This is a genomic window from Ralstonia flatus (assembly GCF_958439105.1).
GTDB lineage: Bacteria > Pseudomonadota > Gammaproteobacteria > Burkholderiales > Burkholderiaceae > Ralstonia > Ralstonia flatus.
The window spans coordinates 95945-108771 of record NZ_CAUDLI010000001.1; the positions used below are offsets into that span (position 1 = coordinate 95945).

15 protein-coding genes and 1 tRNA gene are annotated in these 12827 nt (G+C 63.6%); 11 read left to right on the top strand and 5 right to left on the bottom strand.

Annotated features, from left to right (window positions below):
* Positions 1 to 77: 77 nt before the first annotated feature.
* The 6 genes from R2676_RS00470 (at position 78) to R2676_RS00495 (ending at position 5001) form a co-directional block, all read left to right on the top strand.
* Positions 78 to 1103: a serine/threonine-protein kinase gene (locus tag R2676_RS00470; protein WP_147214659.1), complete on the top strand. Its 1026-nt coding sequence runs from the start codon at positions 78 to 80 to the stop codon at positions 1101 to 1103.
* Between the two features lie 105 nt (positions 1104 to 1208).
* Complete coding sequence (locus tag R2676_RS00475; protein ID WP_027680973.1) at positions 1209 to 2123, top strand: PP2C family protein-serine/threonine phosphatase; 915 nt, start codon at positions 1209 to 1211, stop codon at positions 2121 to 2123.
* 104 nt (positions 2124 to 2227) lie between these two features.
* Complete coding sequence (gene rph / locus R2676_RS00480) at positions 2228 to 2944, top strand: ribonuclease PH (protein WP_012762362.1); 717 nt, start codon at positions 2228 to 2230, stop codon at positions 2942 to 2944.
* Between the two features lie 11 nt (positions 2945 to 2955).
* Positions 2956 to 3561, top strand: a complete 606-nt coding sequence (gene rdgB, locus R2676_RS00485) for an RdgB/HAM1 family non-canonical purine NTP pyrophosphatase (protein WP_065858962.1) — start codon at positions 2956 to 2958, stop codon at positions 3559 to 3561.
* Between the two features lie 7 nt (positions 3562 to 3568).
* The gene (gene hemW / locus R2676_RS00490; protein WP_206275137.1) at positions 3569 to 4837 is read left to right on the top strand and encodes a radical SAM family heme chaperone HemW; all 1269 of its coding nucleotides are present in this window, start codon (positions 3569 to 3571) and stop codon (positions 4835 to 4837) included.
* A 74-nt stretch (positions 4838 to 4911) separates the two neighbouring features.
* A tRNA-Ser gene (locus tag R2676_RS00495) sits at positions 4912 to 5001 on the top strand.
* A gap of 59 nt (positions 5002 to 5060) precedes the next feature.
* Here the strand turns inward: R2676_RS00495 and R2676_RS00500 are convergent.
* Positions 5061 to 5486, bottom strand: coding sequence for a helix-turn-helix domain-containing protein (locus R2676_RS00500; protein ID WP_316887192.1), 426 nt, complete (start codon positions 5484 to 5486; stop codon positions 5061 to 5063).
* A 202-nt stretch (positions 5487 to 5688) separates the two neighbouring features.
* On the opposite strand from R2676_RS00500, the gene R2676_RS00505 reads away from it, so the two are divergent.
* From R2676_RS00505 to R2676_RS00525, 5 genes are all read left to right on the top strand, one after another.
* A complete protein-coding gene (locus R2676_RS00505; RefSeq protein WP_316856720.1) occupies positions 5689 to 5826 on the top strand; it encodes a hypothetical protein in 138 nt (45 codons plus the stop codon).
* Between the two features lie 340 nt (positions 5827 to 6166).
* Positions 6167 to 6751 carry a PAS domain S-box protein gene (locus R2676_RS00510; protein ID WP_037027175.1) on the top strand — a complete coding sequence of 195 codons (585 nt, stop codon included), beginning with the start codon at positions 6167 to 6169 and terminating at the stop codon, positions 6749 to 6751.
* A gap of 409 nt (positions 6752 to 7160) precedes the next feature.
* Positions 7161 to 7568, top strand: a complete 408-nt coding sequence (locus R2676_RS00515) for a hypothetical protein (protein WP_206275135.1) — start codon at positions 7161 to 7163, stop codon at positions 7566 to 7568.
* A gap of 35 nt (positions 7569 to 7603) precedes the next feature.
* Positions 7604 to 8236: a DUF2968 domain-containing protein gene (locus R2676_RS00520; RefSeq protein WP_206275134.1), complete on the top strand. Its 633-nt coding sequence runs from the start codon at positions 7604 to 7606 to the stop codon at positions 8234 to 8236.
* A gap of 195 nt (positions 8237 to 8431) precedes the next feature.
* On the top strand, positions 8432 to 9166 hold the full coding sequence (locus R2676_RS00525; protein ID WP_316856717.1) for a ribonuclease E: 735 nt from the start codon (positions 8432 to 8434) through the stop codon (positions 9164 to 9166).
* Between the two features lie 25 nt (positions 9167 to 9191).
* Here the strand turns inward: R2676_RS00525 and pcp are convergent, their stop codons facing one another.
* The 4 genes from pcp to R2676_RS00545 form a co-directional block, all read right to left on the bottom strand.
* Positions 9192 to 9839: a pyroglutamyl-peptidase I gene (gene pcp, locus R2676_RS00530; protein ID WP_045787284.1), complete on the bottom strand. Its 648-nt coding sequence runs from the start codon at positions 9837 to 9839 to the stop codon at positions 9192 to 9194.
* Positions 9840 to 9917: 78 nt separating this feature from the next.
* Positions 9918 to 10943: a TRAP transporter substrate-binding protein gene (locus tag R2676_RS00535; protein WP_206275133.1), complete on the bottom strand. Its 1026-nt coding sequence runs from the start codon at positions 10941 to 10943 to the stop codon at positions 9918 to 9920.
* Positions 10944 to 11081: 138 nt separating this feature from the next.
* Complete coding sequence (locus R2676_RS00540) at positions 11082 to 12038, bottom strand: DUF979 domain-containing protein (RefSeq protein WP_027680963.1); 957 nt, start codon at positions 12036 to 12038, stop codon at positions 11082 to 11084.
* A 3-nt stretch (positions 12039 to 12041) separates the two neighbouring features.
* Positions 12042 to 12779, bottom strand: coding sequence for a DUF969 domain-containing protein (locus tag R2676_RS00545; protein WP_027680962.1), 738 nt, complete (start codon positions 12777 to 12779; stop codon positions 12042 to 12044).
* Positions 12780 to 12827 lie beyond the last annotated feature (48 nt).

Here is a 12827-nt window from a genome sequence, read left to right on the forward strand (position 1 = left end):
AATCCCCCACCTTTTGTCGCTTTACAACGTGTGGACTGGTCAGGGAGAATCCGACAGCCATTTCGCCACACAAACCCATGACAGAGTCAAAAGGCTCAGGACAGCCGCGCAGTGCCCCGTTGCCGGTCGGCACCTTGCTGTCCAATTATCGTATTGTAAAGAAGTTGGCCAGCGGGGGGTTCAGCTTCGTCTATCTCGCGACCGACGAGCATGGGACGCCGGTGGCCGTAAAGGAATATCTGCCCTCTTCGCTGGCCCGTCGCGCGCCCGGCGAACTGATTCCCGTCGTGCCGGAAGAAAGCGCGAGTGCGTTCCGCCTCGGGCTCAAATACTTCTTTGAAGAAGGCCGGTCGCTGGCCAAGATTTCGCACCCCGCTATCGTGCGCGTGCTCAATTTCTTCCGGGAAAATGGCACGGTCTACATGGTGATGACGTATGAGCAGGGTAAAACGCTGCAGGAACACATCCTCACCGCGCGCCAGCAAGGCAAGCTGAAGATGCTGCGCGAGCGCTTCATCCGCCAGGTGTTCCATGACCTGATGAGCGGGCTGCGCGAAGTCCACATCCACAAGCTGCTGCACCTCGACATCAAGCCCGGCAACATTTACCTGCGCGAAGACTTTTCGCCGATCCTGCTCGACTTCGGTGCCGCACGGCAGACGCTCACCGCCGAGGCCTCGCGCTTCCAGCCGATGTACACGCCGGGCTTTGCCGCGCCGGAGCTGTACCGCAAGCACAACGAGCTGGGCCCGTGGACGGACATCTACAGCATCGGCGCCACGATCTATGCCTGCATGGCCGGCACGCCGCCCCAGGAAGCCACGCAGCGCGAGAAAGACGACAAGCTGGAAGAAGGCCTGGAGCGCCTGCGTAAGGTCTACACGGCCAGCCTCATCGACCTGGTGGGCTGGTGCCTGAAGATGAAGCCGGAAGAACGCCCGCAGAGCGTGTTCCGCCTGCAAAAGGTGCTGCGCGAAGAAAGCAACGCGCTGACCGAATTGCAAGCGCTGACCGCTGTCACCCAGGGCGGCCCCGTGCCAGAAGAAAAAGAGGCGTTGACGACGCGTTTCATGAGCCGTCTGTTGCGCCGCCGGGACAGTTGAGCGCCCGATTGCCGCTGACAGGCGGAGTATGATTCCAGAATGGTGCAACACTAGGCGGGACTTGCCGCTGCACCGCCTCCCTCACCGAATATTCATCGAGCCGCAATGCGATTCTCGGTTTATCAAGAAAGCAAAAAAGGCGCGCGACGCGTCAACCAGGACCGCATGGGCTACTGCTTCACGCGCGACGCCATGCTGATGGTGCTCTGCGACGGCCTGGGCGGACACTCGCTGGGCGAAGTCGCGGCCCAGCAGGCGCTGCAGACCATGGCGCGCCAGTTCCAGCGCCACGCACGTCCGTCGATTCGCAATCCGCGTGATTTCCTGCACGAGAGCATCATGCTCGCGCACCGTGACATCCATCGCTATGCCGAGACAAACGGCCTGCCCGATGCGCCGCGCACGACCATCGTCTGCGCGCTGGCCCAGCGTGGCTCGCTGCACTGGGCGCACGCCGGCGATTCGCGCATGTACCTCATGCGCAAGGGCGAACTGGTGACGCGCACGCGAGATCACTCCAAGATCGAGAACCTGCTGCAACAAGACCGTGTGCTGCCGATGCAGGTCGCGCACCACCCCGAGCGCAACAAGATCTACAACTGCCTGGGCTCGCCCAATCTGCCGCTGATCGACATAGGCGGGCCGGTCAACCTGGAGCCGGGCGACGTGGCCATGCTGTGCTCCGACGGCCTGTGGGGCAGCGTGCAGGAAGACGAACTCATCGACACCTGCACCAGCTTCTCGGTCACGCAGGCGATTCCTGAGCTGATCGCCCGCGCGCTGCGCAACGCCGGCGACACCGCCGACAACACGACCGCCATCTCCATGATGTGGGAGCTGGACGCCGTGACTACCACGCAGGATTCGGTGCAGACCGACACCCTGCCCCTGAACGCCTTCACAACGTCGATCCTGGACGCGCCGCAAAGTGAATCGGGGTTGATGTCGGAAGAGGAAATCGAGCGCTCCATCGCGGAAATCCGCGCCGCCATCGACAAGACAAGCAACCTGACGCGCTAAGCGCCGTCGCACGGTCCTCGCATTCCCCACCTCCGGCCCGCCCTGCCAAGCGCAGCGCGGGCCGGTATCATGTCGGGCTATCCGTTTTCTTAAGCGAGACCCACATGCGACCCAGCGGCCGCCAGCCCGACCAACTCCGCCCTGTCACCCTCACCCGCAACTTCACGCGCCACGCCGAAGGCTCGGTGCTGGTGTGCTTTGGCGACACGCAAGTGCTCTGCACGGCCAGCGTGCTGCCCAAGGTGCCGCCGCACAAGAAAGGCAGCGGCGAGGGCTGGGTGACGGCCGAATACGGCATGCTGCCGCGCTCGACGCACACGCGCTCCGATCGCGAGGCCGCACGCGGCAAGCAGACCGGCCGCACGCAGGAGATCCAGCGCCTGATCGGCCGGGCGATGCGCTCGGTGTTCGATCTGCGCGCACTGGGCGAGCACACGCTGCACCTCGACTGCGACGTGCTGCAGGCCGACGGCGGCACGCGCACGGCCAGCATTACCGGCGCGTTCGTCGCGGCATATGACGCTGTCTCCGTCATGCGCGAAAAGGGCCAGTTGGTCGGCAACCCGATCCGCGATTTCGTGGCTGCCGTATCGGTGGGCGTGGTCGACGGCGTACCGGTGCTCGATCTGGACTACCCCGAAGACTCGGCGTGCGATACCGACATGAACGTCGTCATGACGGGCAGCGGCGGCTTTGTGGAAGTGCAAGGCACCGCAGAAGGCACGCCGTTCTCGCGCGCTGAAATGGATGCATTGCTGGGCCTGGCCGACCAAGGCATCCGCACGCTGATCGGCCTGCAGAAGCAGGCGCTGGGCCTCTGAGCGACACGGCCATGCGCAAGATCGTCCTCGCATCGAACAACGCCGGGAAGCTGGCCGAATTCAACGCGCTGCTGGGCACCCTCGGGTTCGACGTGACGCCGCAAGGCGCGCTCGGCATTCCCGAGGCGGAGGAGCCCTACGCGACCTTCGTTGAAAACGCGCTCACCAAGGCACGCCACGCGAGCCGTGCGTCGGGCCTGCCCGCGCTGGCAGACGACTCCGGCATCTGCGTACATGCCCTGGGCGGCGCGCCGGGCGTGTATTCCGCGCGCTATGCGCAACTGGCAGGCGAGCCCAAATCGGATGCCGCCAACAACGCCCGCCTCGTCCGCGAACTGGCCGGCAAGGCCGACCGCGGCGCGCATTATGTTTGCGTGCTCGTCTACGTGCGCCACGCCGATGACCCGCAGCCGATCATTGCCGAAGGCAACTGGTTTGGCGAGGTGATCGACACACCGCGCGGCGACGGCGGCTTCGGCTACGACCCGTACTTCCTGCTGCCCGATCTCGGCAAGACCGCCGCCGAGTTGAGCAAGGCCGAGAAGAACAGCGTGAGCCATCGTGCACAAGCCCTCGCGCAGCTCGTCGAACGGCTGCGCACCTTTGAAAACGCCTGACGTTCCGATGATTCCGATTCACCCTGCCGGCGCAGCCAAGACGCCCTCCGCGACCGCCGCTGAAACCGGTGACAAGGTCACCTCCGTCTTCCTGCAGCCGGGCAAGATCAGCCTACCGGCCTCGCCGCCGCTGTCGTTGTACGTGCACGTGCCGTGGTGCGTACGCAAGTGTCCGTACTGCGATTTCAACTCGCATGCGGAGCCGGAACAGGGCATCCCGGAAGAGCGCTTTCTCGCTGCCGTGCGTCAGGATTTGGAAGCCGCGCTGCCGATGGTGTGGGGCCGGCATGTGCATACGATCTTCATTGGTGGCGGCACGCCGAGCTTATTGTCAGCGCAAGGGCTGGACCGGCTGCTGTCGGACATCCGCATGCTGCTGCCCGTTGACGCCGACGCCGAGATCACGATGGAGGCCAACCCCGGCACCTTCGAGGCCGAACGCTTCCGCAGCTATCGCGCCAGCGGCGTGAACCGCCTGTCGATCGGCATCCAGAGCTTCAACGACGCGCACCTGCAGGCGCTGGGCCGCATCCATAGCGCCGCTGAAGCGCGCGCCGCCATCGACATCGCCCGCGCGCACTTCGACAACATCAACCTCGACCTGATGTTTGCCCTGCCCGGCCAGACCCTTGCCGAGTGCGAGGCCGACGTGGAGGCCGCGTTGTCATTCGATACGAACCACGTGTCGCTGTACCACCTGACGCTGGAGCCGAACACGTACTTCGCCAAGTACCCGCCCGCGCTGCCGGATGACGACGCGGCGTTTGCAATGCAGGACTGGATCCACGCGCGGTTGGCGGCGGCAGGCTACGAGCATTACGAGGTGTCGGCATACGCCAAGGCCGGCAAGCGCTGCAAGCACAATCTGAACTACTGGCAATTCGGCGATTACCTTGGCATTGGCCCCGGTGCGCACGGCAAGCTGAGCTTTCCGCACCGGGTCATCCGCGAGATGCGGCACAAGCATCCGGACACGTATCTGCGCCAGGCCGAGACTGCCGGCGGTGCGGCCGTCATGCAGGAGCAGCGCGAAGTCGACGCCGCCGACCTGCCGTTCGAATTCATGCTCAATGCGCTGCGCCTGACCGACGGCTTCCCCGTCACGCTGTTCCAGGAACGCACGGGCCTGCCGCTGCGTTCGATCGAGCGACAACTCGATGCCGCAGAGCAGCGCGGTTTGCTCACGCGCGACCATGTCGCCATCCGCCCGACCGAGCTGGGGCAGCGATTCCTCAACGATTTGCAGGCATTGTTCTTGGCCGACGACGAAAACTGACAGTACCCGGTGCCAAGTTGCGCCGGGTACCGTTACAATGGCGCCCTTGCTCGCAACGAGCAGCGCAGTACGAAGGAAGCGTGGCCGAGTGGTTTAAGGCAGCAGTCTTGAAAACTGCCGATGGGGTGACCCATCCGTGAGTTCGAATCTCACCGCTTCCGCCAGCCCTTGGTTCCAAGGCGCTCCAGATTTCCCCCCTACTCTTCCAGCCCGCGCCGCTTTTTCAGTGCCGCGCTGTGGGCCACAGCACATCGGCGTCTTCTCCGAGCGCCTGGGCAATGGCGAGGCGAACGCGCTTCGCTCCATTGCCCGCGATGGAAGACGACAGCAATTGTGGCGTCACGTCGTCCAAACCCAGTTTTTCCGAGAGCCCACGCAGCGTGGTCTTCCCGAAGCGCGCTTCAAGAAGGCGTTTAACAAGTGGCACAGCGCCGGAAGCTTCACGAGGATCCGACGGCAGTCCTCCTGCCGGGCTTCTCTTCTTGCGCTCTTTTGGCTTGATGGGGAGATCGACCGATTGAGGGAGAGGATTCTCGGCCATGGAGCGGCCCAGATTTGCTAACGCTTCGGCTACGTTTCGCCCGGTGCTGGAGCACATCGCGTCCGGCGCCACCAACACCGCAAAATAATTGCCGCGATCTTGGTACAACCTGACCTTGCAAATCAAGTCCATATGATTCGAGCGTTAAAACAAAATAGTTCTATTTCTTATTCTTTTGTGGAATGAAATAACCCGGCGGCGCGCTGTCATGCCCCGTTGGCAAAGCCGGGACGCAAGCACTACCCCAAGCCCCGAGAGGCTTGAGGCAGGCCGAGCGCGTAAAGACACTCCCCCGTTCTTCGAAGCAGGTATGACTCGTTTTTATGTGGTTTTCACCAATCATCCGAGTGGTGATCACCTGCGCATCAACGCCAAGCAATATCGCCGGAATGCCAACTCGAAAAAACAGGGTGAATCCGCTCACCCCATTCTTTCGAAGCTGACCTGACCTGGCTAGGCCAAGCGACTTGCTGCTTTCCCCGTTGCCCGCCCTGCGTCGGCTTCATGGAACCGCACGGGCGCTGAACTTTTTTATCAGGCGTGATGCCGATGCCGAATATTGTCGGAAACGATAACAGACGCTATTCTGGCTGGCACCCTGCTAATTAGAGGGTAAGAAAGTGCCAGCACGCCGTTCACGCGAATCAGAGGGCACCAATTGGGTAAAGCCGCGGCCATCACAACTTTGTGCAACCGCTTGTCGCCGCCTGAAAATGGCGACCGAACCTGGTAATGCTCACCGGCGCCTGGCTATCGGTTCTTTGTATTGCAACCCACCGCAGCCGACCATGGAAGTCCTCAAGGATGTAAGCGCGATTGCTTTGGCCAATAGTCTTCCGGATGGCGTCTTTCTGGTCGACGAGCGGGGGCGGATCCGTCACGCCAATGCTGCGTGGGAAGACATTCTTGGTTACCGCCCCTCCGACCTGCTTGGGCAAACCATGCTCGAACTCGTGGCGCCTGACGATCGCGACAGAACGCAAAAGCAAGCGGGTCGCGTTCAGGCTGGCATTAAATGCACCGGATTTGAGAATCGCTATCGGCACCAGCTTGGCACCGATGTGCATTTGTCGTGGTCCGCACAGTGGAACGTGGAGCATCGATTGCGGATTGGCGTGGCCCGCAACGTCACCGCAACAAGAACGGCGGCCGAGCGCAGTCCCTTGGCGCAACTGCAGGCGCGTCTGGCGCCCCACGAATCCAGGGTATTGCAGTTGTTATTGACTGAAGCCGCAGAAAAGCAGATTGCGGAACAGCTCGGTCTGGCCACGTCGACCACACACTCTTACATCACGAGCGTCTATCGCAAGTTCGGCGTGCGTGGCCGCGCTGGGCTGATGAGCCTGTGGCTCAAAGAGATGCAAAGCCGCTGATCCCCGCTTTGTTCATGGCCGGGCCTTGGTAGAGGAGCGCTTGCGCTCACCGGTTACCTACGACACCGGCACGCCAACTCCACCTTGTGCCCGGCCACCCGTCGATATCACAGCATCGTTGCATCACCATCTGGCACAAATAGGGCATGCCCCCTGGGCTATACTGCGGCCCGTCACGCACACAACGTGACCTCGGATTGGCGTCCGAGAATATCGCAGGCGGGTACGACCGCCGGTTGGCGGTTTTTTTACGCCCGTACATCAAGCGCCTCCTATGGTCGGGCCTTGGTGGGGGAGCGCTCGCGCTCGCCGGTTGCCTGCGATACCGGTACGCCAACTCTACCTTGTGCCCGGCCACCCTGATTGGCGTCAGCGAGCGGGATACCAACCCATCGCAGGAGGCCCCAACGTGCGCCATGCCATCGCTCGCCCCGAGCAATCGCAATCCCCCTCCCCAGACGGCAGCCGTGAACTCCAGCGCGAGTTTGAATCGCTTCAGCAGCAACGCGCCGACCTCGTGCGAGCGTTGGCAGCGGCCGAAGCATCCGTAAGAACATTCCCCATCGGCTCATTGCAACAGGCCAACGCACGGGCCCGCGTCACGCGTTTGCAGAGCGAGCTGCGGCGCTTGAAAGCCGCGCTTGGCACGTCAAAGCGGCATCAGGACGTGGGCGACTTCCTGATCGAGATGTTCCGCGAGCGCGTCTCATTCAGCGAATGGCAGTCCATCGTGGCCGAGGCGCGACGCCGCCATGATTCAAAGGCGACGGAAGGTCAAATCGGTACGCTCGCTGCGGGGCCGGGCGCACAAAGCTGATATAGTCGCGTCGCCTCCGATTTCTGAACTTTGCGATGTCTCTCGTACTCCGCCGAACCGTCCTCACGTTCGTTGCCGCAGCCTCGGTTGCGGGCGCCGGCCTCGTCCACGCGCAAGCCAGTGCACCACAAGCGCCGGCAGTGTCCACGGCTGCGTCGGGCGGCACCGTCACTGAACTGCAGCAATTGCTGGCGCAGAAGCGCCTGACCGAACTGCGCACGACCTACAACGGCGACTACGGCACGAGCCTGCTGCTGGTCAACGAAGACACCACAGCGTACGTCGCGCTGTCGTATCGCAAAGAACTGTGGCGTGTGTACAAATTTGCGTCGGTCGCTCCGGCGGAGGGCGCGTACGAAACGCTGGCCGGCCAGACCCGCACGTGGGCCGAAGACGATCTGCGCCGCGCCGTCACGGCGGGCCAGAAGGCTCAACTGGAGCGCGAAGCCCAGGCGGCCCAACAGCGCGCCGCATCCCTGAGCCAGGAAGTGCGCATCATGCAGGCGCAGCGCCAGAAAATGCTGACCGAACAGCAAACCATGCGTCAGGAAACGAAGGCACTGGACATCGAGCGCCGCGCGTACCAGACCCAGGTCGAATCGCTGCAGCAGCAGATCCGCTTGCTGGAAAAACAGCTCAACGATCCGCACTGGTCGCCCGCGCCTTAAGCGTCTCGTCAAGGTCTTTGACATTCACCTTCCTGGCCTGGCGCAAGAGCGGCGGGCCAGCACTCTCTCCGCGCTTGATGCAGCACGCATCGACTTAAGACGAATCTGATCGACCACCGTCCATCCGCCGCTTAGCATGGCGCCTGCTTGCGCAGCCAGCTTGGATGCGCGCTGCGGCCATCAGCGGAGACGGATTTGGAATCCCCCAACTTCATCATCGACGGACACCTGCGCCTACCGGGCGTGGTGCGTATGCCGCCGCCCTTCGGGCCTGCACTCGACAGCGCGCAGCCCAGCCCCGCGACACAGGCGAGCGCATCGTCCGATCCGGTAACCCCCACGTGCGGTGACGCCAGTACAGCCCGCCATGGGCAGTGGCGTCAACGCATGACTGCGCTGTCGATTGGCATGGCATGCTCGTTGGCGGCCGCGCTACTTGGCTGGCAGACCGGGCAGCATCGGCAGCCAGCCGCAGAGTGGGATCACGCAACCGTGGCCGCCATCCCCCTGCAGACCGTACCGCCCCTTTCGCTCGAGCATTCCGCTGCGACGCCGGCGGCGTCGGCGGAACCCAACGAAGCCACGGAGCCCGAGGGGGCTCCCACAGCCATAGCCGCAGCCGACGTGGTCCAGGCGCCCGACGTGGCATTCGACGAAACGGAAGTTGCCGCGCCGGTCATCGCTGCAGCAGCGCCGGCCGTAACGCAATTGCGGGCGAGACCGAGGCGACCGCGCCCCCTGGTGCAGGCCGCCGTGCCCGCGTCGACGCCGCCGAAGTTGCAGCGCTCGTCCGTATTGCACGACGAACCGCCAGCGGCCATCGAAGTCGAGTGGGAAACGGCCGAGACGGTGCCCATCACCTCAGCCTATGCGGCGCCGGGCACACCGGTACGCATCGAACTGCAACGGCATACGCGCTTCACAGACTGACCAGAGCGCGTGCCACCGCGCCGGCTCAGTGCAACTGACCGCCGGTTTCGCGCACGTCGTGCAGCGTGCGCAGCGTTGTCTCGATGGCGATGCGCAGCCCGGCGACGATGGTGTCGTGCGCCATGCTCGGTTGCCCCGGGTGCTTGGCGGCCTGCGACGGCAGATACGGAATGTGGATGAAGCCGCCGCGCGTGGGCAGCTTGTGGCGGGCGATGGCGTGCATCAACCCATAGAAGACGTGATTGCAGACAAAGGTGCCCGCCGTCTGCGAGACCGACGCGGGAACGCCGCCCGCACGCAGTTCGCGCACGATGGTCTTGATCGGCAGCGTTGAAAAATACGCGGCCGGCCCGTCACTCGCGATGGCGATATCGATCGGTTGCTTGCCGGCGTTGTCGGCAATGCGCGCATCGTCGACATTGATGGCGATGCGCTCGACAGCCATCTCGGCACGGCCACCGGCCTGCCCCACGGCGATCACCACATCCGGCTGCAGCGTTTGCAGCAACTTGCCGAGCACTTTGTTGGACTCGCCAAAGATGGTCGGCAACTGGCGCGCGACGATGTCGGCGCCTGCGATTCCCTGCCCGTCGAGGGTGCGCACGGCTTCCCACGACGGATTGATGGGTTCGTTCTCGAACGGATCGAAGCCGGTGACGAGGACGGTAGGCATGACGTTCTCCTGCTTGCTGCGTAAGACAAAAACGATGATAAACGTCCGTCGAACATCATGCCCAAGCGCGTTGCGGCGTCAGTTTGCCTTGCTGCGCTTGTTCTCGAAGTTCAACAGGATGTCGACTTCTTCCGTGCCCGCGGTGTGCAGCCATTCTCGCGTCAGACGCTCGCCCAGGCGGCGCATGTCGCCCTGCAGGGTCACGTCGGGATTGAGCACGCGCACGCCGGTCTTGGCGAGTTCGGCTTCATCGCGCTCGTAGGTCTGACGGCTGGAATCCCAACCGCGCGCCTCGTAATCCTTGGCGAGCTTGAGCACCGTCTGCTGCATCGCGGGCGGGAGCTTGGCAAAGCGCGCTTCGTTCACGAACACGGCGTTCTTCGGAATCCACGCATTGACCTTGTAGTAGTACGTCATGCGCTGGCCGGCCTTCGTCTCCAGGCCAGTGGACGGCGAGGTGACCATGGTGTCGATGCGGCCACCGGCAATCGCGGCGGTCAGGTCGGCGGCTTCCACCTGCACGGCCTGCGCACCGTACAACTCGGCAATGCGCTTTTGCGCCGCGTTATACGTGCGCAAACGATGTCCCTTCAGGTCGGACAAACGGGCAATCGGTGTTTCGGAATACAGGTTCTGCGGCGGCCAGGGCACGGCGTACAGCAGGCGCAATCCGTTGGCCTTCATCAACGCTTCGATGTGGCTGCGCGAGGCATCCCACAGCAGGCGCGCATCGTTGTAGCCCGATACCACGAAGGGGATCGAATCCACACCGAACAGCGGATCGCGCTGGGCCAGCGTCGACAGCATCACTTCGCCCGCCTCGGCCTTGCCGTCCTTGACGCCGTCAAAGATGGCGGCCGGCTTGAGCAGCGTGCCGTTCGGATAGACCTCAAGCTTGAGCCCGCCATTGGTGGCGCTGCTGACGGCACTTGCGAAGGCCTGCAGGTTTTGCGTATGGAAGTTGAGGGCCGGATACGGCGTGGCCACTCGGAGCGTTTCCGCACGGGCTTGCGCGGCGGAAATCAACGACAGCGCGCTGGCTGCGAGAACACAAAAAAAGCGGCGTCCCGACATGGAACGGCCGCTCGTCATCTGGCTGCTCATGAATCCCCCCGGAGAAGAGCACGATGCGAGGTCTACGACCGCGTGCCCTTGTCTCGCGGGCAGCGACCGCGCTCGGTGGCGTCTGCCGGCTGAGAACCGCCAGCGTGACGCGCACCGCACGCGTCGCATTAAACACGATTAGTGGAGCATCAGGAAGTACAAGAGCACGATATTGGCTGCAAGCAACAGTAGCGCGGTCGGGACTTGCGCTTTGATCACAGCGTTCTTATCGGACAACTCCAACAGCGCGGCGGGCACGATATTGAAGTTCGCCGCCATCGGGGTCATCAGCGTGCCGCAGTAGCCCGAGAACATGCCGATCGCCGCCATCACTGCGGGGTTGGCATGGAACACGCCCACCAGAATGGGCACCCCCACCCCGCCCGTCATGACCGGGAACGCCGCAAAGCCGTTGCCCATGATGACGGTGAACAACGCCATGCCCACGCAATAGACGATGACCGCGACGAGGCGATAGTCCATGTTGATGTAGGCGGTGGTCAGGTGCGCCACGGCCTTGCCCACACCGGCATCGGCAAAGACGAGACCCAGCATGGCCAGCATCTGCGGCAGCACCAGCGCCCAGCCGAGCGACTCCGTCAGCCGACGCGACTCACGCATCGCCTGCACCGGCGTGTCACGCGTCAACCAGCACGCCAGCGCCAGCGAGATGATGCAGCCCAGGCCCAGCGAGACGAAGGTCTGGTTCTTCGGATCGAGCAGCAAATCGCCGCCGATCTTCACGTCCTTCAGGAACACGCTTCCGATGACGGTGACCAGCGGAATGGTCAGCGCCGGAATAAAGAGGCGGTTGCCCAGGCGCTTGGCGGATGCGCGGCGCTCTTCCGCCGGCAGTTCACCGTGCTTGCCCAGCGTCACGCCGCCCGTGCCGGCCAGCAGTGCCATCACCACGGCACCCACGCCCACCACGATCGGCGGGAGCTTGTCGCCAACGAGGAAGATGACGGCGAAGATCGCCCAGAACAGGCCCGTGGTCCAGCGGCGCGGGTGGTTCTTGTCGGCAAAGGTCATCAGCGCGGTGATCGTCAGGATGATCCCGGCCAGCCAGTACAGATAGTTGATCGACAGAATCATGGCTTACCCCTGCTTGGCCGCAGCCGTGTTGGTATTGCCGGCGGCGCCGCGCTGGTTACCCATTTCACGGGCGAGCCAGCCGTCCAGGCGCTTGAGGCGCACCGAGTGGATCAGGAACGCGCAGACCGCAGTCGGGATGCCCCACACGGCGATATGCAGCGGTTCCACGTCGATGCCCGAGCCGAGCAGGAACGTGTGCATCAGCGCGATGGCGCCGAAGGCCACGAAGATGTCTTCGCCGAAGAACAGGCCGACGTTGTCGGTAGCGGCGCAGAAGGCCAGCAGGCGTTCGCGCACCGGCGCCGGCAGCTTGCCGAAACGGTTCTCGGCGGCGCCTTCGGCCATCGGGGCCAGCAGCGGACGCACCATCTGCGGATGACCGCCGAGGCTCGTCAGACCGGCAGCGGCCGTCAGCTCGCGCACGGCGAGGTAGACGATCAGCAGACGGCCAACGGTGGCCGATTGAATGCGCGCGATCCAGTTCTGCGCGTGTTCACGCAAGCCGTGGCGCTCGAGCAGGCCCACCACCGCGAGCGGCAGCAGGATGATCAGCGGCAACGTCCGCGTCTTGATGATGCCCGTCCCGATCGCCGTCAGGATTTGTTCGATGGACATCGATGCCGCAAAGCCGGTGGCGATGGCGGCCACGGCCACCACCAGCATCGGATTGAATCGCAGGATGAACCCCGCGATGATGACGACCACCCCGATCAGCGGCCATAGATTCACTGCCGTACCCATGTGGTGCTTCCCCCCAAGTTAATAAAAAGCCCCGCTGGAAGGACGGGG

What these genes read in the sequence shown, in the direction of transcription:
- R2676_RS00540 (WP_027680963.1), bottom strand. Translation starts at nt 12,038, where the DNA reads ATGATTCTGTCGATCAACTATCTGTACTGGCTGGCCGGGATCATCCTG.
- pcp (WP_045787284.1), bottom strand. Translation starts at nt 9,839, where the DNA reads ATGCCTACCGTCCTCGTCACCGGCTTCGATCCGTTCGAGAACGAACCC.
- rph (WP_012762362.1), top strand. Translation starts at nt 2,228, where the DNA reads ATGCGACCCAGCGGCCGCCAGCCCGACCAACTCCGCCCTGTCACCCTC.
- rdgB (WP_065858962.1), top strand. Translation starts at nt 2,956, where the DNA reads ATGCGCAAGATCGTCCTCGCATCGAACAACGCCGGGAAGCTGGCCGAA.
- R2676_RS00535 (WP_206275133.1), bottom strand. Translation starts at nt 10,943, where the DNA reads ATGAGCAGCCAGATGACGAGCGGCCGTTCCATGTCGGGACGCCGCTTT.
- R2676_RS00545 (WP_027680962.1), bottom strand. Translation starts at nt 12,779, where the DNA reads ATGGGTACGGCAGTGAATCTATGGCCGCTGATCGGGGTGGTCGTCATC.
- R2676_RS00510 (WP_037027175.1), top strand. Translation starts at nt 6,167, where the DNA reads ATGGAAGTCCTCAAGGATGTAAGCGCGATTGCTTTGGCCAATAGTCTT.
- R2676_RS00470 (WP_147214659.1), top strand. Translation starts at nt 78, where the DNA reads ATGACAGAGTCAAAAGGCTCAGGACAGCCGCGCAGTGCCCCGTTGCCG.
- R2676_RS00505 (WP_316856720.1), top strand. Translation starts at nt 5,689, where the DNA reads ATGACTCGTTTTTATGTGGTTTTCACCAATCATCCGAGTGGTGATCAC.
- R2676_RS00520 (WP_206275134.1), top strand. Translation starts at nt 7,604, where the DNA reads ATGTCTCTCGTACTCCGCCGAACCGTCCTCACGTTCGTTGCCGCAGCC.
- R2676_RS00475 (WP_027680973.1), top strand. Translation starts at nt 1,209, where the DNA reads ATGCGATTCTCGGTTTATCAAGAAAGCAAAAAAGGCGCGCGACGCGTC.
- hemW (WP_206275137.1), top strand. Translation starts at nt 3,569, where the DNA reads ATGATTCCGATTCACCCTGCCGGCGCAGCCAAGACGCCCTCCGCGACC.